General features: G+C 34.8%; 16 protein-coding genes and 1 tRNA gene. 11 read left to right on the forward strand and 6 right to left on the reverse strand.

Annotated elements, in window-relative coordinates; translation table 11 throughout:
* Positions 1-21: 21 nt before the first annotated feature.
* The 5 genes from BD809_RS02235 to BD809_RS02255 all read left to right on the forward strand — a co-directional run bounded on the left by BD809_RS02235 (position 22) and on the right by BD809_RS02255 (position 6,204).
* The gene (locus BD809_RS02235; RefSeq protein ID WP_148781324.1) at positions 22-1,176 is read left to right on the forward strand and encodes an efflux RND transporter periplasmic adaptor subunit; all 1,155 of its coding nucleotides are present in this window, start codon (positions 22-24) and stop codon (positions 1,174-1,176) included.
* A complete protein-coding gene (locus BD809_RS02240) occupies positions 1,176-4,379 on the forward strand; it encodes an efflux RND transporter permease subunit (RefSeq protein ID WP_148781325.1) in 3,204 nt (1,067 codons plus the stop codon). The genes BD809_RS02235 and BD809_RS02240 overlap by 1 nt, the downstream gene beginning before the upstream one ends.
* Positions 4,366-5,730, forward strand: coding sequence for a TolC family protein (locus BD809_RS02245; protein ID WP_148781326.1), 1,365 nt, complete (start codon positions 4,366-4,368; stop codon positions 5,728-5,730). The genes BD809_RS02240 and BD809_RS02245 overlap by 14 nt, the downstream gene beginning before the upstream one ends.
* Positions 5,731-5,764: 34 nt before the next feature.
* Complete coding sequence (locus BD809_RS02250) at positions 5,765-5,947, forward strand: CPXCG motif-containing cysteine-rich protein (RefSeq protein WP_148781327.1); 183 nt, start codon at positions 5,765-5,767, stop codon at positions 5,945-5,947.
* A gap of 184 nt (positions 5,948-6,131) precedes the next feature.
* A tRNA-Met gene (locus BD809_RS02255) sits at positions 6,132-6,204 on the forward strand.
* A gap of 95 nt (positions 6,205-6,299) precedes the next feature.
* Here the strand turns inward: BD809_RS02255 and BD809_RS02260 are convergent.
* From BD809_RS02260 to BD809_RS02280, 5 genes are all read right to left on the reverse strand, one after another.
* Entirely contained in the window at positions 6,300-7,283 is a 984-nt protein-coding gene (locus BD809_RS02260; RefSeq protein ID WP_170251737.1) for an ISAon1 family transposase, read from the reverse strand.
* Positions 7,273-7,626, reverse strand: coding sequence for an ISAon1 family transposase N-terminal region protein (locus BD809_RS02265; RefSeq protein ID WP_148781329.1), 354 nt, complete (start codon positions 7,624-7,626; stop codon positions 7,273-7,275). The genes BD809_RS02260 and BD809_RS02265 overlap by 11 nt, the downstream gene beginning before the upstream one ends.
* Before the next feature lie 670 nt (positions 7,627-8,296).
* Positions 8,297-8,752 (reverse strand): beta-lactamase hydrolase domain-containing protein, encoded by a 456-nt coding sequence (locus BD809_RS02270; protein ID WP_148781330.1) that lies wholly within the window; start codon positions 8,750-8,752, stop codon positions 8,297-8,299.
* A 16-nt stretch (positions 8,753-8,768) separates the two neighbouring features.
* On the reverse strand, positions 8,769-10,172 hold the full coding sequence (locus BD809_RS02275; protein WP_148781331.1) for an MBL fold metallo-hydrolase: 1,404 nt from the start codon (positions 10,170-10,172) through the stop codon (positions 8,769-8,771).
* A 368-nt stretch (positions 10,173-10,540) separates the two neighbouring features.
* Positions 10,541-11,014: an ISAon1 family transposase N-terminal region protein gene (locus BD809_RS02280; protein ID WP_246131394.1), complete on the reverse strand. Its 474-nt coding sequence runs from the start codon at positions 11,012-11,014 to the stop codon at positions 10,541-10,543.
* Between the two features lie 229 nt (positions 11,015-11,243).
* On the opposite strand from BD809_RS02280, the gene BD809_RS02285 reads away from it, so the two are divergent.
* The 6 genes from BD809_RS02285 to BD809_RS02310 all read left to right on the forward strand — a co-directional run bounded on the left by BD809_RS02285 (position 11,244) and on the right by BD809_RS02310 (position 23,364).
* A complete protein-coding gene (locus BD809_RS02285; RefSeq protein ID WP_148781332.1) occupies positions 11,244-13,976 on the forward strand; it encodes a hybrid sensor histidine kinase/response regulator transcription factor in 2,733 nt (910 codons plus the stop codon).
* Between the two features lie 554 nt (positions 13,977-14,530).
* The gene (locus BD809_RS02290) at positions 14,531-15,847 is read left to right on the forward strand and encodes a sugar porter family MFS transporter (protein WP_148781333.1); all 1,317 of its coding nucleotides are present in this window, start codon (positions 14,531-14,533) and stop codon (positions 15,845-15,847) included.
* A gap of 10 nt (positions 15,848-15,857) precedes the next feature.
* Positions 15,858-17,468, forward strand: coding sequence for a glycoside hydrolase family 32 protein (locus BD809_RS02295; RefSeq protein WP_148781334.1), 1,611 nt, complete (start codon positions 15,858-15,860; stop codon positions 17,466-17,468).
* Positions 17,469-17,474: 6 nt separating this feature from the next.
* Positions 17,475-20,636 (forward strand): SusC/RagA family TonB-linked outer membrane protein, encoded by a 3,162-nt coding sequence (locus BD809_RS02300; RefSeq protein WP_148781335.1) that lies wholly within the window; start codon positions 17,475-17,477, stop codon positions 20,634-20,636.
* Between the two features lie 59 nt (positions 20,637-20,695).
* On the forward strand, positions 20,696-22,393 hold the full coding sequence (locus BD809_RS02305) for a RagB/SusD family nutrient uptake outer membrane protein (protein ID WP_246131395.1): 1,698 nt from the start codon (positions 20,696-20,698) through the stop codon (positions 22,391-22,393).
* A gap of 89 nt (positions 22,394-22,482) precedes the next feature.
* On the forward strand, positions 22,483-23,364 hold the full coding sequence (locus BD809_RS02310) for a carbohydrate kinase family protein (protein ID WP_148781337.1): 882 nt from the start codon (positions 22,483-22,485) through the stop codon (positions 23,362-23,364).
* 71 nt (positions 23,365-23,435) lie between these two features.
* Here the strand turns inward: BD809_RS02310 and BD809_RS02315 are convergent, their stop codons facing one another.
* The gene (locus BD809_RS02315; RefSeq protein WP_148781338.1) at positions 23,436-24,251 is read right to left on the reverse strand and encodes an HAD-IIB family hydrolase; all 816 of its coding nucleotides are present in this window, start codon (positions 24,249-24,251) and stop codon (positions 23,436-23,438) included.
* Positions 24,252-24,782: the final 531 nt, after the last annotated feature.

The following is a 24,782-nucleotide window of genomic DNA, read 5'->3' on the forward strand; positions in this document are numbered from 1 at the left end:
ATCTGAAATTCATTACCTACTATGAGAAAAATTATTCTTACAGTGATGGGTATTTTACTCATCATTGCCGCTTTTTTTGGAGCACAATCCATAATCAATAGTAAAAAACGTCCTGTAGCAAAACCAGCAAAAGTAGTGAAGACTATTTTTGTGGATACGGTGCAGAATAGTACTATCCCTATCAGCATATCGGCTAATGGAAATCTTACTGCAAAGCAGCGTTTGGAGCTTTTTGCTGAAGTACAAGGTGTATTCAGAGGTGGATCAAAATTATTTAGAACGGGACAAGCGTATAATAAAGGTCAGACGTTGATTCGTATTGACGCGTCAGAGTATTATGCGACCGTTCAATCATCAAAAAGTAATTTGTTTAATTTGATTACTTCGATCATGCCGGATCTCCGTTTGGATTATCCTGAAGTATATCCCAAGTGGCAGAAATATCTCGCAGATTTTGATCTTAGCAAATCAACTCCACCATTACCTGAAATCACTTCAGAAAAGGAAAAATATTTTATAAGTGGAAGAAATATTCTCACCTCTTATTACAATGTTAAAAATCTCGAACAACGTTTGTCAAAATACCGAATCACGGCTCCTTTTCAAGGGGTGTTGACCGAAGCTTTGGTGACAGAAGGAACGCTTATAAGACAGGGGCAAAAGTTAGGCACCTATATTGAAACGGGAGTATACGAGATGGAAGTAGCGATACCAAAAGCCTATGGTAATCTGATCGAAATAGGTAAATCTGTGGAGTTGACAGATCTGGATCAGGGTAAGAGCTATACAGGCAAAGTGAGCCGCCTTAATGCTAGCGTGAATCAAGCTTCTCAAACTATCACCGCCTATATAGAATTAAAAAACAAAGAATTGCGAGAAGGGATGTATCTCGAAGCGCAATTGGATGCAAAGGAAGAACCAAATGCAATTGAAATAGATCGTAACTTATTACAGGAGGGCAACAAGGTCTTTATTGTGCGAGACAGTGTATTGGACTTAATTGAGGTACAGCCTGCTTATTTTGGCGAACAAAAAGTAGTTGTAAAGGGAATACCTGATCAAACTATTTTATTAGCTAAAAGTGTTCCCGGAGCGTATGCAGGAATGTTAGTAGCAATCTACGAAGAGAAGCGTGCATCTGACGTAGCGCCGCGCACCACAAACGATAAGCAATAATGAGAAATGTAATCGCGTATTTTATAAAGTATCACGTTGCAGTCAATGTGATCGTCATAGCATTTTTCATTTTTGGTATATTAGGAGCATTGTCTTTACGTTCCTCCTTTTTTCCACTGGTGGATTCAAAAATTATTAATATCAGTGTTATTTATCCGGGCGCATCGCCACAGGAAATAGAGGAAGGGGTTGTGCTCAAAATAGAGGATAATTTGAAGGGGCTGGATGGTGTGGATCGTGTAACATCCACTTCACGAGAAAACAGTGGGACGATTACTGTAGAAATTGATAAAGGAAAAGATATCGATTTCATGCTGCTCGAGGTCAAGAATGCTGTTGACCGGGTACCTTCATTTCCCACGGGAATGGAACCTCTTGTAGTGGCAAAACGTGAAGAAGTTCGGCAGACGATTAGTTTCGCAGTCAGCGGAAAAGATATTCCATTGAAGACCCTAAAACAAATTGGGAGCCAAATTGAAAACGATCTGAGAGCCATTGATGGGATTTCCCAGATTGAAGTAAGTGGTTACCCGGAAGAGGAAATTGAAATAGCCGTAGATGAGAATAGTTTGTTAGCCTTTAATCTTACCTTCAGCGATGTAGCACAAGCGGTAAGTCGCGCCAATATTCTCACCACAGGAGGTACGATTAAAACGGATGCCGAAGAATACCTGATTCGCGCCAATAACAGATCTTATTACGGAGAGGAACTTATAAATCTAATTGTTCGAGCTGACCCAAGTGGTCAAACCATTCGTTTAAAAGATGTTGCGGTACTTAGGGATCGATTTTCAGAAACACCTAATACAACCTATTTCAACGGAGATCTGTCCGTAAATGTAACAATAACCAGTACAAATACAGAAGATTTAATTTCATCCGCCGAAAGTACCAAAGAATATATTGAAGATTTCAATCAAAGGTATAGTAACGTTCAATTAAGTGTTGTTAGTGATTTGTCCATAACATTGGTGCAACGTACTCAGTTGCTAACTGAGAATGCGATTATAGGGATGATTCTGGTGTTGATTTTTCTTTCGTTGTTTCTAAATACACGATTGGCATTTTGGGTTGCTTTTGGATTACCGGTAGCATTTTTGGGAATGTTCATTTTTGCGGGATATTTTGATGTAACAATCAATGTGTTGTCTTTATTCGGGATGATCATTGTTATTGGTATTCTGGTTGATGACGGAATTGTTATTGCTGAGAATATTTATCAACATCATGAACAAGGCAAAACACCTATACAGGCTGCAATTGATGGTACAATGGAGGTTATTCCACCCATTATATCAGCTATTATAACCACGATTTTGGCTTTTGGTATCTTTTTATTTCTCGATGGGAGGATTGGTGAATTTTTTGGCGAAGTATCTGTCGTAGTTATTCTAACATTAGTTGTTTCTCTGGTAGAAGCTTTGATTATTCTTCCTGCGCATTTAGCTCATTCTAAAGCACTAAAGCCACAAACCAATGAACCCAAAAAGGGAATCGCAAAAGTTTTTGCAAAGCTTCGCTACATCAATGCATTTGGTGACAGGGTCATGGTCTGGCTTAGAGATAATATATATAGTCCAATGCTACGGTTTGCAATACAATTCAAGTTTTTGACTTTTGCAATTTTTGTGTTTATCTTTATTCTGACGATAGGTTCGATCGGTGGGGGTGTTATAAGAACTGCCTTTTTTCCTCAGATCGCCAGTGACAGGGTTTCGATTACCTTAGAAATGCCTAATGGAACCAATGAAAAAATAACCGATAGTATTATTTCTTTTATTGAAGAAAAAGCTTGGGAAGTTAATGATGAACTAACCAAAGAATATATCAAGGAAGATGGAAAGCAATTGGTCGAAAACATGATTCGACGGATAGGTCCTGGAGCCTCTTCAGCCTCACTGACCATTAATTTATTACCGGGAGAAGAGCGACCGGATGCTGTTGCATCCGGCTTAGTTACCAATATGATTCGTGATAAAGTTGGTCCGGTAATTGGCGTTGAAAGCTTAATTTACGGAAGTGGAGGTAATTTTGGAGGAAGTCCGGTCTCGGTTTCTCTGTTAGGTAATAATATTGCGGAGTTAAAAGCTGCGAAGCAGGAGCTTAAACAAGCTTTAGAAAACAATACCTTACTAAAAGATGTCGCAGATAATGACCCGGCAGGAATTAAGGAGATTCGCCTACAGCTGAAAGAGAATGCCTATCTCTTAGGACTCAATTTACGAGAGGTGATGACACAAGTACGGGGTGGATTTTTTGGTGTGCAAGCACAACGTTTTCAGCGAGGACAAGACGAAATTAAAGTGTGGGTGCGATATGATCGTGACAACCGCTCCTCTATCACCAATTTGGATGAAATGCGTATCGTAACACCTACCGGACAAAGAGTTCCGCTAAGTGAAATTGCAGATTATGAAATAGTGCGAGGTGATGTAGCCATCAATCACCTTGAAGGTCGTAGAGAAATTCAAATTTCCGCAGATCTCAAAGATCCATCGACAACAAGCGCCACAGATATTTTGGCAGACATACAAACCGTAATAATGCCGGAGATTACATCCAAATATCCTACGGTAACTCCTTCTTATGAAGGACAGAACAGAGAAGCAGGTAAATTATTAGGTTCTCTGGGACCGGTTGGGTTGACGGTGTTATTATTAATATATATTACCATTGCCTTTACCTTTCGTAGTTACAGCCAACCACTTTTACTACTTTTATTAGTTCCTTTCTGTTTACCTGCAGTGGCATGGGGACACTGGATTCACAGTTTTCCTATCAACATCTTATCGATGTTGGGAATTATTGCTCTGATAGGTATTATGGTAAACGATGGTTTAGTACTTATCGGTAAGTTTAATTCTAATTTGAGAGCAGGGTTGTCATTTGAAAACGCTATTTACGAAGCAGGAAGAGCACGTTTTAGAGCTATATTCTTAACTTCAATCACTACAATAGCTGGTTTGGCACCCTTAATTTTTGAGAAAAGTAGACAGGCACAATTTCTTAAACCTATGGCCATATCCATTGCATATGGGATTGGTTTTGCGACCGTTCTAACCTTGTTGTTATTACCCCTGTTTCTTTCTTTTAGCAACACGATAAAGTATAAAGGAAAATGGTTAATAACAGGTAAGAATGTATCTAAGGAAGAAGTCGAGCGCGCAATTAAAGAACAAAAAGAAGAGGATGAAAATCATTAAAATTATAAGATATTCGGTTATAGCTTCATTCCTGATGTTAATAACCGGAGTAACGCATGGACAAACGTTAACCAAACAGGAAGCCGTTCGGATAACACTGGAAAATAATCTGGGAGTAAAAATCGTTACGAATTCTATTGAAATTGCTGAGAATAACAAAAGTATATTAAACTCCGGATATTTACCTAGTTTAACCGGTGATGCCGGAGCAAACTATCAATTGGCAAATACTACAACTTCTTTTCCGGGAGTTGTTGATCCTGATACGGGTGAACCGCTAGCTGATCGAGTCATTGAAGATGCAGAGACACAGCGCTATACAGCAGGTTTAAATTTAAATTATTTATTGTTTGACGGATTAGGGAGATATTATAACTACAAAAGGTTAAAAGAGCAATATAATTTATCCGGGCTACAAGCTAGAGAAACTATTGAGAATACCATCCTGCAACTTTTTAGCGTGTACTATGAGGTAGCACGACTGACTGAAAACGAAGCGATTCTGGAGGAGACTTTAGCAATTTCGCAGGAGAGGGTACAACGTTCGCAATATCAGTTTGAATATGGTCAGAATAATAAACTGGCTGTTCTCAACGCCAAAGTAGATGTTGCAAATGACAGTATCAACTTGCTAACGGTGAGACAATCAGTACTCAATGCAAAGCGGGATCTTAATGTAATTCTGAATGCTTCGGATTTAGATGCACCATTTCAGGTAGATACTATTGTCGCTTTTTTACCAAAACTTCAATTAGATACGTATCTCGAAAAAGCCGAAGAGCATAATGTCGCTTTACTTCAAAATCGAAGTAATTTGGCTATAAATTCATATGATATTAAAATTAGTAAGTCCGGGTTTTTACCAACCATTGGTCTTACGGGATCGTATGGATGGAATCAAAACCGAAGTCCGGCATCTGCATTTTTTCCGGGAAACCTTTCTAATACAGCGACGTTGGGAGCAGGAATAAACTTAAGTTGGAATCTATTTGATGGAGGACGAACCATTACCCAAGTAAAAAACAGTAAAATAGTTCTCGATAATCAAGAACTGGCAAGGGAGCAGCTTGAGCTGGAAGTTCGTAGGGATATAGCCAATGCCTTTGGTAATTATAGAAATCGTCTCAACATTTACAAAATTCAGAGACAGAATGTACTCACCAGTGAGAATAATTTTGAACGTTCTGAAGAACGATTTAAGTTAGGGCAGATCACATCTATTGAGTTCAGACAAGCACAGATTAATTTAATCAATGCTAAGACAAACAAAAACCAAGCAAAGTATACTGCAAAATTGGCGGAGTTGCAATTGTTACAATTGACAGGACAGTTATTGAATGTTCAATTTTAATCTTTCGCTGTATTTACGAATTAAAAGGTAGCAGATGTACGAACATTTTTTTCAATGCCCGTATTGTTGGGAAAACATTTCTATGTTGTTAGATGCTTCGGTAGCTAACCAAACCTACATTGAAGATTGTGAGATTTGTTGTAACCCCATAGAATTACGGACACAATTTGTAGATAGAGAGTTGATTTCTTTTACAGCAAATAGCATTGAACAATAGGTAACGTGATGACTATCAAAGTGTCGGATATTTTTTATATTTTTTATGAAAAAGAGTTGGATATAATTGAAAAAGGGTTGTATATTTGCCGTCCACAACGAGCACGTTGCTTGAATAAAGGTTTCATTAAGGTTATTCCTTAAACGTCGGAAGACATTAAATTTTGAAATCATGTGGCATATATCGCGGGATAGAGCAGTAGGTAGCTCGTCGGGCTCATAACCCGAAGGTCACTGGTTCGAGTCCAGTTCCCGCTACTAGAAAAGATAAGGCTTCACAGTAATGTGAGGCTTTTTTTATGGCTTGGTAACAACAATAGGTACAACATTTGGATCAAGATCAATTGTTGTGTTTAAGCAAAAATTCTGGTTAACCTAAAAAGGAAGAATTCCACATTTTTGACTCCTCTAAACTGCGCTCTAAAGGCTTTTATTTTCGCATTAAAAGATTCTGCTGATGCATTGGTACTCCTATTGATAAAATAATTCAATATGGACCTATAGTTTATAGTGATTGTATTGGCAATAGTATTGAATGCTTTGAAGCCTGTTTGTTCAACATCCTTATACCAATGTGCTAGTTTAGTATAGGCTGACTGAATAGAAGTAGCCGTATTGAATATACTTCTTAGTCCTTGAACTAAATCATATGCTTTTTTAATATCTGGATACTGATCGAATAGTATCTTGGATCTTAGGTGTTGATTTTCTGTCCAATTATTTGGTGCTTTATAGAGCAGATATCTGCTTCTGGCTAAGAGTTGTTTTCTGGTATCTCCATTAGAAAAGGTTTCAGCATTGAAGTTTTTTTGATTAGTTTTAGCTTGTTTGATTTGCTCATTTTCCTGATCTATAGCTTCCCAACGATGTTTTATTCTAATGTCTTGCAAGGCTTCTAAAGCTAGTTTTTGTACGTGAAATCGATCTGTGACTTGTATGGCTTTAGGAAAACATTTCTTAGCGATCGCTTTCATTGAATTAGCCATATCTAGAGTGATCTCTTTTACTTTATCTCTTAGTGATTTTGGAATTTTCAGTAATTGCGCTACGATAGGGTCTACTTGGGTGCCTGCCAGTATAGCAACAATAGCTCCTTTTCTTCCTTTGGCTTTTTTATTGGTAATAATTGTGTAGAGTTCTCCCTTAGAAAGTGTTGTTTCATCAATAGACAAATACGTACCCATATTCTCTGGAAAAATCAACCATTCCTTAGCATGAGGTTTTTCTTTCCACTCCTTAAACTCACTCAAAGAATCTCGGTATTGACGTTGTAATTTCTTGCCGTTAACGCCATAAAAACTACCAATAGTATGACAATCGTTGGGTTTAGTAGTGATTAAGTGCTTTTAAAAAAGCAGCGAACTCAACTGTCATACGAGTCCCCTGCGCTACTAAATTCCAATCTCTCTGAACAGCTGCCTTGGTCTTTTTATCTAGCCAACGACGGCGTTTAATATGAAGATAGACCTTTTTACCACGAATGGGAAAGTCTTGAATCGTTATCTCTTTGTGAAAACCGTGAGAAATAACCAGTCCGGAAGAAAATTCTTGAGGGATCGCTACTTTCTCCTCGAAATTAAGATGGAGAACATCTTGCTTTATTTCATGTTTTACAATGTCAAAATGAGTAATCAGTAGTTCCGGTAAAAGAACCTTCAGTAAGTCTATATAGGGATCCAATCTTTGCTTTTTTTTGACAAAGATCTTATTCTATTTTCAATTCACCCACAACTTTTAGGAATGATCCCAACATTTTAGTATTTTTTTTAAGAAATGTAATTTGGCGAAAATTAATGTTAGTTGTATTCGTATTTTATTTTGAACATTTTTTAACTTGGAATATGTTCTGTTTTGAGTTAATATTTGGTAAAAAGTGCCCAATCAATTTCTAATTAGTGCAAGCCATACCCTTTTAAAACTTAGATTTTCTTCCGGTAACATTTTTATATTTTGGACCGCCACATAGAGGACATCCCACTTTTGAATTAGTTAATTGGGTACTAATGATTTTAGTTGTGTTTTTCTGAAATATGGCTTCTAGTTCAAGAATTTATCTGTAATAAAAAGGCAAAGTCTGTATTTTACCAAAAGGTTTTTGTTGCTCAATTTTAATAGAGAGACCGATATTAATGTATTCTATAGATTATTTTTTACCATTAAAGATTCTACTTAATGAAAGTTTCAAACTCTCATTTTCCATCCAAGTAGAATATAAACTCTTGTCAAAAATTGACCCTATTTACTAAATCTGCTAGGATTTAGTAAAAAACCTCAAAACATAGAACAGATTCCTAACATTCACCACATCTATTTATGGGCTACTCAATCTAAAAATCTGTTCAATGTAAATTTAAGAATTAGAATGCTCGTTTACGTATTTCTTAAGAAACTTCTCCAATTCAGGAACATCACATTCAAATCCCATTTCTTCAGCCTGTTCTATTACTTCTTCTCCAGACATATTCTTCTGGCATCCAATATGCATCATCACCAATGCACCGGAGCGTTTTCCAGATTTGCAATGAACTACGATAGGTTTTGGGAGCGTTTCAAGTTCCTGTCTAAAATCATTTACTTTAGCCTCTGATAAATTATCTTCAGATACACCAATATGTCTGTATGTAAGATTATTTTCCTTAGCTAGTTTTTCTTCTTTTTCCGTAGAAACGTTTTGTTCTTCTTCCTCAGTCTGCAAATTTATAACCGACTTGAAGCCTTTATCGGTAAAAGTTTTAAAGCTGTTTTTATCCGGATCAAATGCAGCCACCGAAATTTCATTATTTACTTTCTTGATTTCCTTTTCCATAGTTTCTTTCTTTATTTTAATTTTCTGTTCTATTTTCAATTGGTAAGCCTGCAGCCTTCCATGCCTTAAAGCTACCTGGAATGCTATTCACATTCTGAAAGCCATTTTTTTGTAAAATACTGGCCGCAATGCTAGCTCTATAGCCGCTGGCGCAATACACAGCAAGGTTTTGTTCTTTGTCTAGAGTGTTGATCTTATCAGATAGTTCTCCAAGAAATATATGTGTGGCATCAGGGATATTGCCATTTTGCCATTCTTTGTTTTTACGTACATCCAATGGCTGATATTGTTCTTTGTTTTCGCTGAGCTCATGAACACTTAGTTGAGGCAATTTTTTGATTGGTTTACCCGATTCTTGCCAATTGCGCATGTTCCCTGCCAGATAGCCCTTAAAATTGGTATGTCCGGTGCGCCACAGCAGCTTTACGACCCGCTCTAGGTCCTTATCCTCGTGCAGGATTAGCAAAATGGGTGCATTTGTATCTATCAGCCAACCGGCCCAAACCGACAGAATGGGACGTTGTCCTATGTTAATGGCACCCTCAATATGGCCGCCTCCAAAAGCCAACATATCCCGGGTGTCGATAATGATCGTATCAGTATTCTTCATTTCTTCCTCAAACTCTTTTACGCTCAAAGACCTCACTTGTGGCGTATGACCAAAAGTTTCTGGTCCCTTAGCATTAAGATTTTTCATCTTTGGGTAATGGGTAGGTACAGGAGGCGCACTATCCTGAATCGCTTTTTTAAATTCGTTGAAAGTCTCGATCTGCATGAATGGATTATGTTTCTTCTCGTATCCGATAGTTGTATGCATACGGTCTCCAATATCAGGACCACAAGCCGAGCCTGCTGCATGGCATGGATAAACAATTACTTTATCGCTAAGCTGGCAGAAAACTTCCCGCATGGTGTTAAAAAGAGCCTTGGTCAATTCCTCGGTTTTCTCATCCCCCAATAAATCAGGTCGTCCTAAAGAATCAATGAACAGGGAATCCCCGGTTAAAATGCCCCACGGATCTTCTTCATGCGATTCGTATAATAAGTAAGATAAATGTTCGGGGGTATGACCGGGAGTATGCTTAGCTCTTAGTTTGACCTGGCCGAATTCAAACTTATCTCCTTCTCGAACAGATTCATGGGCAAAATCATAGGTTGCATCACCTTCAACGCTCACAAAAATTTTAGCGCTTCCGTTGCAACGGGAAGCCAACTCACGCGCTCCGCTCATAAAATCTGCATGGATATGGGTTTCAAAAATATGGGTGATAGTTACGCCGTATTGCTGTGCTTTTAGGAGGTAGATATCGGCATCGGGTCGAGGATCAATTACTGCTGCGCAGCCTGCACTTTCATCACATAAAAAATATGAGACCTGGGCAATACCTTCTGCTAATATTGGTTCAAATCTTAAAGCCATAATATGCCTATATTAGAAGTTTAGGCTATCTAAATTAAGCGTTATAATTGACAAATAAAGTTAAGACAAAATTAAAGGTTTGTGGTATAACAAGAGATTAACACAAGCTTTGTTAGATGTTAATAGTTTTAGAAAATTACAATATGAAACCTTACGTTTACGATTTGAGAATATAAAGGATAATAAAATTTGATAGAATTAAATTACAAAAATGAGGGGTCTCAATGGGTTCTTCTCAAATTTTCTACTAAAGACTGAAAAAAAGTTGATTGAAGTAGCTTTACCTGTAGCAATGGAAAAAACACAGAAGATTGCGATTATTAATCTCAATAATTTTCTGGTTGTAAATCAGTCAGCACATTACCACTTCATTCTGCAAAATGCTCCCTTTTCGGGCAATGAGCTTCCCTCAAAGATTCTCGGTATTGCCGTTGGAATTTCTTACCGTTAACACCATAAAAACTACCAATAGTATGAGAATCGTTAGGCTTAGTAGTGATTAAGTACTTTAAAAAAGCAGCGAACTCCACTGTTATACGGGTTCCCTGCGCTACTAAATTCCAATCTTTTTGAACAACTATCCTAATCATTTTATCTAGCCAACGACGGCGTTTAATATGAAGATAGACCTTTTTACCACGAATGGGAAAGTCTTGAATCGTTATCTCTTTGTGAAAACCGTGAGAAATAACCAGTCCGGAAGAAAATTCTTGAGGGATCGCTACTTTCTCCTCGAAATTAAGATGGAGAACATCTTGCTTTATTTCATGTTTTACAATGTCAAAATGAGTAATCAGTAGTTCCGGTAAAAGAACCTTCAGTAAATCAATATATGGATCCAATCTTTGTTTTTTTTCACAAAGATCTTATTCTTTTTATAATTCACACACAGCTTTTAGGAATGATCCCTAATCTCTTTTCATGTAGCTCTCAACTTACTAAAATACTTTTATAGGAGAGATTATAAAATTTTTAAAAATCAATTTTCTTCCAAAAATGCCTTTTTATTTAATACATTTTAAATTTAAGTGAATGAATTTTATACATTTATAAAAATTCCAATTTTTTAGAATGTTCAGATTAATCATGTTTGTGTTTATTGGATTGAATTTGTTTTCATGCAGCAATCAAAAGGAGAATAGTAAATTTAAGATTGGCTTTTCTCAAACTGGTTTTGAAGATGATTGGAGGAAAGCCATGAATCAATCCATGGAAATTCAAGCTGGATTTTATCCAGAGATTAAACTCATAATACTGGACGGCGAGGACGATATCGATAACCAAATAGGTGATATCAAAAAATTAATAGATAGCCGTGTTGATGCATTAATTGTTTCCCCTGTAAAATCAAAGCCTATTACTCCTATAGTTGAGAAAGCCTTTAAAATGGGAATTCCTGTCTTAGTTGTAGATAGAAAAATAGATGGGCAAAATTACACAGCTTATCTTGGAGGTGATAATTACCGAGTAGGAGCTAATGCTGCAAATTACTTAGCTTCTATTTCTCAATCAAAAAAAAGAATTATAGAAATTAAGGGTTTATCAGGTTCTTCGCCTGCTTTAGAACGAAGTTTAGGGTTCAATAATGTAATTAAAAATACCGAAAATCTTGAGGTTGTAAAGACACTCGAGAGTAATTGGGAAAGTTACTCAATTAAAGATAGTCTTCGTTTATTATTAGATGAAATTAAAGAAATAGATTACATCTTTACTCACAATGACAGAATGGCTTTAGGTGCTTGGGAAGTTGCCAAAGAAAAAGGTCTACATAATTCTATTAAATTTATTGGAGTGGATGGTTTACCCGGTCCAAATGGAGGTATTAATTTAGTACAACAGGAAATCCTCTTAGCCACTATACTGTACCCGACTGGTGGTGATGAGGCAATTAAAATTGCCTTGAAAATATTAAATGGAGAAAAAGTACCTAAAAATAATATTTTAAATACTACGCTTATCGACTCCAGAAATGCTGATATCATGAAAAATCAGTTTGAAAAGATCGCTCAGCATCAAATGGATATTGAAAATCAGCAAAAAAAGATAAAGAAACAAGAAGAAACATACTCCACCCAATTAAACAATTTAAAGCTTTTACTAGCTTTATTGATTTTGAGTTTTCTATTAGGGACTTATGGAATTTACACAAGTTATAAACTTAAAAAGAAAAAGCGAGAATTAGAACTTCAAAATAAGAAGATAACCGTTCAAAGAAATCAAATAAAAAAAATAGCTGAGGAAGTAAAAAGAAGTAATGAAGCCAAAACAAATTTTTTTACGGGCTTATCACATGAGTTTAAAACACCAATTACGTTGATTCTTTCATCGATAGAATCCTTGTCGGAAAATAAATTATTAGATAAGAAACTAACACGGGAAGTAGGTCTAATGTTTAATAATTCTAAAAGGCTTTTACGTTTAATAAATCAACTACTTGATTTCAGAAAAATTGAAGACCGAAAATTTATCTTAAAAGCTTCTGAAACTAATCTATATGAGTTTTCAAAATTGATATTTAATGATTTTAAACGTGAAGCACAAAAACGGAATATCAATTTTTCTTTTACCTGTAATAATAAGGAATTAAAAATTTTTATCGATAGGGATTTAATGGATAAAGTCTATTTTAATTTACTGTCCAATGCATTTAAGTTTACTCCCCATAACGGAACTATACATATAGAGATTCATGATGATAAGGAAAGTAATTTTGCCAATATTTGTTTTAAAGATTCAGGTATAGGAATTCCAAAGGAAGAAATAAATAAAGTGTTCAAACCTTTTTATCAGGGTTCAAATAACAACAAATCAAGTTCAGGGATTGGGTTACATCTTTCAAAGGAGTTTGTAGAATTGCATAAAGGATCTATTGAGGTCAGATCTAGGCATGGTGCTGAATTTATCATTTCCTTATACAAAGGGAGTGCACATTTAAATTCAGATGAAGTGATCTTTGAACCAGACATCATTGATGATGGAGTTTTAACTTTTTCGGAAGATTATGAAGAAGACACTTTCAAAATAAGTAAAAAAATAAATTCAGAAGAAAAATATTCAATATTAATTATTGAAGACAACTCCGATTTAGCTCAGTATTTAAAAGGCAAACTATCTACAGAATATCAAATTTGTATTTCGGATGGATCTGATGGTGTGGAAAAGTCGCTCGAACTCATTCCAGATATAATTATTTCTGATATTAATTTATCTGGAAAGCTTAGTGGATTTGAGATATGTAAAACCCTCAAAAATGACTTAAGAACATCACACATTCCTAATATTATTCTTACTGCATTAAATAACAAAGAATCCTATATTCAAGGTCTTCAATCCGGGGCAGATTTATATCTGACAAAGCCATTTAGTTTCGCCATTTTATTTCAATCAATTAAGACCTTGCTTTATAATAGAGAAAAATTGAGATACTATTACATAAATAATATTCACAAGGTAGATACCCATCATAATTTTGGATTATTTGAGCAAGACTTTATTTCCAGTATTAATAGGTTTATCGAAGAGAATCTCGATAATTCTAGTTTCTCAGTAGAACAATTAGCAGATAAATTAAATATATCTCGGGTACAACTTTATAGAAAAATTAAAGCAATTTTAGGTATAAATATTAGTGATTATATTCATAACATTAGACTTGATAGAGCTAGAGCTATGCTAGATGATTCTAAATTATCCATCTCAGAGATAGCGTACGCAGTCGGTTTTTCTTCACCAAATTACTTCTCCACGAGTTTTAAAAATAAATTCAATAAAACACCTAAAGCTTACCGCACTAATAAGGATTAATCTTAATTAGCTGTTGTATGATTTAATAAAGGTTATTCCTGGAGTTCACTTTCTTATCTATTATATCAAAATACTCTTCAAATGGCGCATATAAATTGTTTCTTTTCCAATTTCTCTTCGTTACAAAATAAATCCGTAGCTAAGGCTATGCAATGATTTTATATCTTAATAAATTAAAAAATAATTCAATTTCTTTATACGACATTTAAAAGCTAACATGGTATTATTAATTTGACAAAAAAATATTATTTTTTTAATCAATATAGTATTTTTTTATTGTATTAGTTTGAAAATTATTAAAAATAGATTGGTTTTCTAATAAAATGATAATGGTTAATCTTATTTCTTTGAATCAATTTTAATAGTTTGTGTAACAATTTTATAAGAATACATGATCGAAATTTTTTAATTTAATATGTAAACAATTGTAAAGCAATGTTTTAACAACAGTTTAATGTTTCATAAGCAATATTATAACTTATTGAAACATAACTAAAGCTGAGGTTTTTCTTTTCAATGGATATTGTAACAGTAAAATTAACTCCTACAACTACATGAATAGAAAAATACTCATTTGGTCAATTACTGCAGCACTTGCAGGTTTCTTATTTGGTTTTGATACTGTGGTTATATCCGGTGCAGAGAAAAAATTACAATTCCTTTGGGGAACTTCAGATGTGTTCCATGGTATTGTTGTTATTGGGATGGCACTTTGGGGAACCGTAATTGGTGCCTTTTTTGGTGGGATTCCAACCAATAAGCTTGGTCGTAAAAAAACCTTAGCTTGGATTGGTGTCCTATACACTATATCGGCAATAGGTTCTTCTCTTGCAAACGACCCTGTAACATTCGCGGTTTTTCGATTTATTGGAGGTTTGGGAGTTGGCGCATCAACTATTGCAGCGCCTGCCTATATCTCAGAAATAGCGCCTGCTAAAGATAGGGGCAAACTTGTAGGTTTATATCAGTTTAATATTGTGTTTGGAATCCTAGTAGCTTTTCTGTCCAATTATTTGCTGAATAATATAGGAGAAACTGCATGGAGATGGATGGTAGGTATTGAGGCAATTCCGGCCGCCATTTATACGATTTTTGTATTGACAATTCCAAAAAGTCCCAGATGGTTATTAACTAAGTTGAGAAATGCCGAAGCTGTAAGTGTTCTTGAAATTATTAATCCAGAACAGTATTCAGAAAAGTTAATGAAGGAAATTAAAGATGAAATGGAGAATACTGTGCCAAATGAAAATATATTTTTAAGGAAGTACAGGTTTCCGTTAATCTTAGCATTTTTAGTAGCTTTTTTTAATCAATTATCTGGAATCAATGCATTGCTTTATTATGCACCAAGAATTCTAGGAGAGGCAGGATTAGGAGAGAGTTCAGCATTATTAAGTAGTATTGGAATTGGGGCAACAAACTTAGTGTTCACAGTTTTAGGCATTTTTCTTATTGATAGGCTAGGTAGAAAACAACTGATGTATATTGGTTCGATAGGTTATATTGTCTCATTATCCTTAGTGTCGGCTGCGTTCTTTTTTAATTGGGAAGGCGGTACAATGCCTTTATTCCTATTTATGTTTATAGCGGCACATGCCATAGGACAAGGCACGGTTATTTGGGTATTTATTTCAGAAATATTTCCTAATCATTTAAGAGGTTCTGGTCAGTCATTTGGTAGTTCTGTGCATTGGGTATTGGCAGCTGTTGTACCCTCCTTAGTCCCTGTGCTATTTTCTACAATAGGTGCAAGTATGGTGTTTTTATTTTTTGCAATTATGATGGTGGGCCAATTACTATTTGTCATTTTTATGATGCCAGAAACCAAGGGCATTTCCTTGGAAGGATTAAGTAAAAAATTAATTAAGTAAGATAACAAAAATGAAAAAATCAAGCAATCTGATTCCAGTCCTTTTTTCACTGTTGTTCTTTGTTAATTGTAAACAAAGAGTAGATAAGAGAATAGAAAGTGAAGAATTAAAAACTGATGTTTCCTTTTCAGAGGAAGAACTCTATCGTCCCAATTTTCATTTTACACCAAAAGCTAATTGGATGAACGATCCTAATGGTATGTTCTATTATAATGGCTATTATCATTTATACTTTCAATATCATCCAGACGACAATGTTTGGGGGCCTATGCATTGGGGACACGCCATTAGCACAGACATGATTAGTTGGACAGAGCAACCTATAGCTATTTATCCAGATAAATTAGGAACTATTTTCTCTGGAAGTGCTGTTGTTGATATTAGTAACAGCTCTGGATTAGGCGAAGTGAGTAAAGCTACACCAATTGTTGCTATATACACCAATTTTAAAAAATTAGAAGGTGATGATAACTCCAAACAGACACAAAGCATCGCTTTCAGTAATGACGAAGGAAGAACGTTTACCAAGTATGAGAATAATCCTGTTATTGATAATAATAATATAAAGGATTTTAGAGATCCAAAGGTTACTTGGGATGAAGAAAGAAACAAATGGGTTATGTCACTAGCAGCTGGAGACAAGATAATGTTCTATGAATCTAAAAACTTAAAAGATTGGAATCTACTTTCAGATTTCGGGAAAGGTATAGGAGGTCATGGAGGTGTTTGGGAATGTCCAGATTTATTTAAACTACCAGTATTGGGCACTGACGAATCTAAGTGGGTGCTTTTTGTTAGTATTAATCCTGGAGGACCAAATGGAGGTAGTGCTACACAATATTTTATTGGAGATTTTGATGGTACCCATTTTATTATCGATAAAGAATTCGAAAAAAGATTAAATGAAGAACATAATTATTGGATAGATTTTGGAAGGGACAATTATGCGGGTGTGTCTTGGTCTAATGTAAGGACAAAAGATGGCGGTAAGCTCATGCTCAGTTGGATGTCTAATTGGGATTATGCTCAAAAGGTACCAACACAAAAATGGAGAAGTGCAATGACTGTGGCTAGAAAAGTACAGCTAAAAAAAGATAATAATGGCTACAGATTGTTTTTTAGTCCAGTAAATGAGCTTTCTAAATACAGAAGCACAAAATATAAAAATGAGAATATTAAAATAAAAGAAGAGACAAAACTAATGGCTTCTGAAGCTATTGATTTAGCGAGTACAGAAATTAACTTTAAGATATCAGATTTAAAAAAAACGGTCTACACATTTAAACTTTCTAATAAACAAGGAGACCAATTATTGTTTGGTTATAACCACGGGAATAAAACTTTTTTTATAGATAGATCAAAATCAGGGCAAACAGCTTTTTCTGAAAAATTTGCTAATAAACCATCTACAGCTGTAAGAACATCAAGCAATGATAATTTAACTGGAACTATCCTATTAGATAAAACATCTATAGAATTATTCTATGATAATGGAGAAACTGTAATGACAGAAATTTTCTTTCCAAATGCACCTTATGAAAAATTAAGCATCACGTCAGAAAATAAAGAATTCATTCTGAATAGTATCGAAATAAACAAACTGAATTTTAACAAAAGCTAATCAATTATGAAATGTAAACAACTCTTATTTTTATCCATATTTGCTCTGGCCAGCGTATTTGCACAGGGACAAATTACGGGTACCGTTACTGACCAGGCGGATGGGATGCCAATTCCTGGTGTTTCTGTGGTAGTAATGGGAACTAGCCAAGGAACTGCTACTGATTTTAATGGAAATTATACTTTAGAAAATGTTAGTGGTGATGCAATTTTGGTTTATAGTTATCTGGGTTATAAAACCCAAGAAATACAAGCAAACAATCGATCCCTTATTGATGTAGCTCTAGTAGAAGATGCAGCTCAACTTGGTGAAATTGTGGTTACCGGATATTCCAAACAACGCAAGGTTGATGTAACAGGTGCTATTACAGTAGTTGAGCTTGGACCTACCAAAGCGGTAAGTATGAGTTCAGGTAGTGCTATACAAGGATTACAAGGTAGAGTTCCTGGTTTGTTCATAGAAAAGAATGGAGATCCTACAGGAACTAGTAATAATATTTTAATTCGTGGCGCGACCACGCTAGGAGACAATAATCCATTGTTTGTTATTGATGGTGTACCAACCCAGAGGCAAGAAGTTTTTTCGAGTATAAATCCAAGTACCATTGAATCGGTGCAAGTGCTAAAGGATGCTTCTGCCGCTTCACTTTATGGATCAAGAGCGGGTAATGGGGTAATTATTGTAACTACAAAGAATAGTGCAAAAGCTGCTGGGAGTGAGAAATTTCAAATCAGTATAAATTCTAATATCTCGACACTCTCTGAAAAGAAGCAACGTTATGATATGCTTAATGCACAACAAAGAGGCCAAGTATTATGGCAAGCCTCTGTCAATGATGGTGCAGATCCAAATGCTGGGTATGGTGAAATCTATGATTTTGACTGGAATGGCGATTTTAACAATCCTGTTTTAAATAGTGTCTTAGTGCAACCATTTGTAGGAGGTGACACCAATGTGCCCTCTGGAGATACAGATTGGCTAGACGAAACCTATAAAACAGGTTATGTTTATAATAATGATATATCTATTTCGGGCGGTACGGATAATTCTTTTCACTTAATAAATATAGGTCATTTAAGAAATACAGGTGTTTTGAAATATACGGGTTATGAAAGAATTACCGCAAAATTAAATTCTAATTTTCACCTATTTGATAATCGACTTAGAGTTGGAGTTAATACACAATTTATAACATCTGATGAAACTTTAAGCTCTCGTGATGTTGGTAGTGCTTGGATACCAAGTTTAGCAATAACCTTAGCACCAACGTTACCCGTTTATGATGCCAATGGAGAATTTGCGGGTCCATTAGGTGCTGGTTACTCTGATAGAAATAATCCAATATTAATGCAATATCTAAACCGTTGGGATAATACTAATCGATTAACTTTTTTTGGTAATGTATACGGTGAATTTGATATTATTGAAAACTTGACATTTAGAACTAGCTTAGGTATAGACTATAACAGTGTTGATAGACGAGATATTGAAACCACGGTAAACAATGGTTTTATTACGAGAAGCAATAACAGATTAATTCAAGGTACAAATAAGTTTACAAGTTTTGTTTTTACCAATACATTAAATTATCAACTAGAGATCAACGAAAAGCATAAAGTTGGTATTTTAGTCGGTGCAGAATCTATCAAAGATGACACAAACAGAGTTATTGCACAAGCTGATGGTTTTGCTGTAGAGACTGAATCCTTTTTTCAATTAGATGCAGCAACAGGAGCTAAAACAAATGTTGGTGCTTCAACAGGTAGCAGATTATTATCACAATTTGGAAAAATTAACTATGCCTTTGATGATAGATATTTAGCTTCTTTTACACTCCGTCGTGATGGTTCTTCTAGGTTTGGTGCAGATAATAGGTACGGAATTTTTCCTGCTGCAACAGTTGGATGGAGAATTAATAATGAAGAATTTTGGAAAGAAAATGACTATGTGAACTCACTAAAATTTAGAGCTGGGTATGGTGAAGTAGGGAATCAATCTATTGGAGATGTTGCTCGTTTTGGATTATTTCAATCTAATTATGGACAAAACCAAATACAAGCTACAGGTGACACCTTCTTTTTTAATACTTTTTACAATGTAGGTACAGCTTACGATTTAAATGGTAATGACACAGGTAATCTACCTTCAGGATTTGTATCTATCCAAGCCGCTAATCCAGGATTAAAATGGGAAACAACAAAAGAACTAAACTTTGGTTTGGACTTTACTTTATTTAAAAACACTGTAATTGGTTCTTTTGATTATTTTACAAGAGAAACTAGTGATATTTTAACAACACCTCCAATTGCATCCGCTATAGGAGAAGGGCAACAAAGGGTCTTAAATGGAGCCACTACTGAAACTAGAGGTTGGGAATTGGCATTAGCATATTCTAAACAATTTAATAATGGGTTGTCAATAACTGTTGCGACAAACTTTGGTGCTTTCAAAGATGAAATAACAGAGTTGCCCGACGATGTTGTATCATCGTTTCCAGGAACTCTAGAAAACTCTATCATCGGCCAGTCTCAGTTTTCGATTTTTGGATATAGATCAGATGGATTATTCCAAAACCAAGCAGATATAGATGCAAGTCCGACTCAGGTTGGAGCAAGACTAGGAGGACTAAAATTCCAAGATTTAGATGGCAACGGGAGTATCGGTCCTGAAGATAGAGATTTTATAGGTAATACCTTACCTGACCTAGAATATGGTATTAGAATAGATTTAAACTATAAAAATTTCGACTTTTCTATATTTGGATCAGGTGTGGCTGGAAGAATAGGATTAGATCCATATATCTTCTGGAATAATTTTGCTTCAGGAAGAGAAAATTCTGGTTTGGGTACATTAGATGCTTGGTCACCAACTAATACCGACAGTGATATTCCTTCTTTATCATTAGCCTTTAATGACCAAAGAACTTCGGATTACCTGTACAGAAAGAATTCGTATTTTAAGATACGAAACATGCTACTTGGTTATTCACTACCCGAAGAAATAGTTAATAATTGGGCTGTTATGACAGGTTTCAGGATTTATATTCAAGGAGAAAACTTATTTTGGTTTACACCAAAGGATTATATAGGTGCAGACCCAGAGCGAATAAATGTAGATAATATTCCTATCCCTACTACACTTTCACTTGGACTTAACATAAATTTTTAAAAATAGCAAAAATGAAAAATATAAAAGCATGGTTAATCGGAATTGTTACTGCATTTATTGTGGTGGCATGTTCAGAAGACTTTTTAGATTACGAGCCAGAAGGTGTGTTATCTAATGAAAACGTTGCTACTGCGGAAAACGCAGATGCATTGGTTGTAGCAGCTTATGCAGGTATCGCGAATGATGATATGGTAGGCCCACTTACCCACATGTGGGTCTATGGAAGTGTTCGTTCAGATGATGCTTACAAAGGCGGAGGTGGACGCGGTGATGTAGATATTGTTGATAGATATGAGCAGTATAATTTAACAGTGGCAGACGATCCTTTGGATTGGATGGGACCAAGAACTTGGACTAATTATTATAAAGCGATTTCTAGAGCTAATTTTGCATTAAGAGTTATTAATCAAATTCCAGATGCCGAATACCCAGAAAAAGTAACTAGACAAGCAGAACTTCATTTTTTAAGAGCGCATTCGCATTTCATGCTTAAATTGTTATTTAAAAAAATTCCATATATCACCGAGGACTTAACTCAGGAAGAAATTCTTCAAGTTTCAAATGATGTACAAAATGATGATTTATGGAATACAATAGCTGATGATTTCTTGTTTGCTTATAATAATTTGCCTCAAGCACAAGATCAAGTCGGTAGAGCAGATAGAAACGCTGCTGCTGCATATTTGGCAAAACTACGTTTATATCAAGCTTATGAGCAAAATGATTCACATCAAGTAACTAATATCAATATGTCAAGATTACAGGAGGTAGTAGACTTTGCTGATGAAGTAACTGGTAGTTTAGAAGTAGATTATGGCAACAATTATTTAGATGGATCTGATAACGGGCCAGAATCCATTTGGGCAGCTCAATTTTCCATTAATGATGGGACTACTGTGAGTCGAGTAAGTTTTGTAACCGGATTAAATTCCCCTCATGGTACTGGTTTATACGGTTGTTGTGGTTTTCATTTGGCTAGTCAAAATATGGTAAATGCATTTAAAACGGATGCTGACGGATTGCCTTTATTAGATACATTTAATGATGTTAGTATTTTTGATACTGTTGATGGAAATGGTCAAACCTCTTTAGCAGCTGGTATCACCTTAGATCCAAGAATAGATCATACCGTTGGTGTACCAGGTCGTCCGTTTAAATATCGTAACACCGTTAATGAAACTGGTGATATGATTTATAACTTCAGTTGGGCTAGAGATCCAGGAGTGTATGGATATTTTGGAAATATGAAAGAACAACAAGCACCAGATTGTTCTTGTTATGTAAAAGAAGGTCCGTTTGTTGGAACTTCTAAGAACGTAGATTTTATAAGATACGCAGATGTACTGTTATTTAAAGCTGAGGCTTTAATTCAAATGGGACAAGTAGACGCTGGAATAGCTTTAATTAATCAAATAAGAACTCGTGCAGCAGCAAGTACACAACGTCAATTAGATGCAGGTGCAACTGATGTTTATAATGTGGGTACTTATCCAATGGGATTGTTGCAGCCAGATGCATTAAAAGCTTTAGTATTTGAAAGACGTTTAGAATTTGGTATGGAAGGCCCTAGGTTTTTTGACCTTGTAAGATGGGGAGTAGCAGAACAAGTTCTTAATGGATATTTAGCAGTAGAAAGAACAAGAAGAGATTTCTTAACTAATGCCGCATTCACTTCTGGAAGAGATGAATATTACCCAATTCCGCAAAGAGAAATTGATTTTACAGGAGGTTTGTATACACAAAATCCTGGATACTAAATTTTAATTGATTAGTCTAATTTTTGGGTTGATTGTAAAATTAAGGAGGAGTTTCTATAATTTCTCCTAGATTTTTTTAAATTCTAGGTATGGTAAAAGTAGTTTGTTTTGGTGAAGTATTATGGGACGTATTTCTAACTCACAAAAAAATTGGTGGGGCGCCACTAAATGTTGCTAGTAGATTAAGTTCTTTTAATAATGAAGTAACTATGATTAGTGCAATAGGAAAAGATGAAAATGGTGATAAACTGGTAAGCTATTTAAATGAAAATAATATAAATACAGATTGCATTCAAGTTCATTACGAGTATAAAACCGGTAAAGTAAAAGTAATGCTCAATGATAAGGGTTCTGCATCATATGATATTAAATATCCGCGCGCTTGGGACAAAATAGGTATTACAGAAGTTTCTAAAAGTGCTGTGAAAAATGCAGATGCTTTTGTTTATGGAAGTTTGGTGGCTAGAGATGACACTTCCAGAAAAACATTGTACGAACTTCTGGAGCTTGCTACGTATAAAATTTTTGATCTTAATTTAAGACCTCCATATTATACAAAAGAAGTATTGTTCCATCTTATGGAAAAGGCTGATTTTATAAAGTTTAATGATGATGAGCTTTTTGAAGTCAGTAAATACATGGATTCTAAATACAATTCTTTAGAACAAAATTTAAAATACATAAGCGATAAGACAAATACGAAACATATTTGTGTTACTAAAGGGAGACATGGTGCCGTTTTATTATATAATGATGTACTATTTTATAACAGTGGTTTTCTAATCAAAGTAGTAGATACGGTAGGATCTGGCGATTCATTTCTAGGATCACTTATAAGTCAATTATTAAATAAATGTAATCCACAAGATTCAATAGATTTTGCCTGCGCTGTTGGAGCTTTAGTAGCTCAAAGCGAAGGTGCAAACCCTATATTATCAAGCTCTGATATTGTCGGTTTTATGAATCCTTGAATGATTTATTGAGGTCGCAGAGGATTTGGCGAACTCAATATAGTCTAAGTCATTTGTATCAGGTTCAAGTTTTAATTCGTTGATTGAAATTTTTGATAAAAATAATTTAGACCTTCCTGGATACCCTTATAATAATTGTGATTTGTCACATAGTCCGATTTTGCAATTAGCTTAGGGTGGGCATTTTTCATAGCAATAGAAGTATTAGAAACTTCAAATAGTGAAAGGTCATTTTCTGCATCACCAAAAGAATAGATGAGTTTATCTTTAATAGTATCTCTATTTAGAAATAAAGCTTTATTGACTGAACTAGAGTTTATTTCTATATAGTTAGTATTTGAATAACAAAAATTGAACCCGAAGTTTTCTAAACATTCTAAATCATCTTTTGAGTTAGATATCAGTATAGCTTTTAGGATTTTTGTGGAGTCTTTGATTAAATTAATAGGGATAGCATCCATTTTAACGGCTTTTCTTTTCTTCTTATATTCTTTACTACCTAAGTTGAAACTGAACCATTTATCTTTAGAATAGAGCCATAAATTCTTCTTTATAAAACGGCTTAATAGAAGCTGAATCTGTCTTTTTTTAATTGATTTTGATACATATTCTTTATGGTCTATTATGGCATAAGCCCCATTCAGTGAGATATAGTCAAAATGGGTTTTAGGTTTAAATGGAATTAAGTTCCAAACTCCGGTAATGGGACGAGCAGATGCAAAAATAACTTTATTGTGTGTAGATAATTTTGATAATAAATTTAGTAGGCTTTGAGAAATACGACTGCCACTTTTAGGTATAAGTGTTCCATCAATATCAAATATAAAAACACTATTTCTAAAATTACTTACTATTTTATAATTTATCTTGTTATCTGATATTATCATAATAAAGTATTCTTTAGCAGAAGCTTATTTTTTTAAAATTTGTAGCAGTAGCTTAGCAAGCTGAATGATATTTAGTTTTATTTAAAGTTAAGGCATTATCAAAAAAGTTGAATCAATATTGCAACCTTTTTTATGGTAATTGCTGAATTTTTGTTTTACAAAATCAGAAGTTTTGTAATAATAGACACTCTCTTCTGAAAACCAAATTGATGTAACACGGTCAAATAATGAGAATATTGCGCAATTACAAGCAAATTTAAAGACTTTTAAGTTTTCAATAACTTATAGAGAAGGAGATGAGAATGAAATAATTAGTTTTTAATTATTTTATTTTGAAACTTTCTCTAATATGGATTCTATATTAGAAACTGTTCACTATTACATTTTCTTCACAAATTTTAAAATTTAAACCGAGACAGACTGCATAGCCGGTGGTTGCCTCCCTTTTATAAGTCTTTACTCGCTCACAATTTTAGTGTCGGTTACCGAAAAGGTAACGGCGATGGCGCTATGGGAAGTAAGTGAATAAAA

Source organism: Aquimarina intermedia (assembly GCF_008124785.1).
Taxonomy (GTDB): domain Bacteria; phylum Bacteroidota; class Bacteroidia; order Flavobacteriales; family Flavobacteriaceae; genus Aquimarina; species Aquimarina intermedia.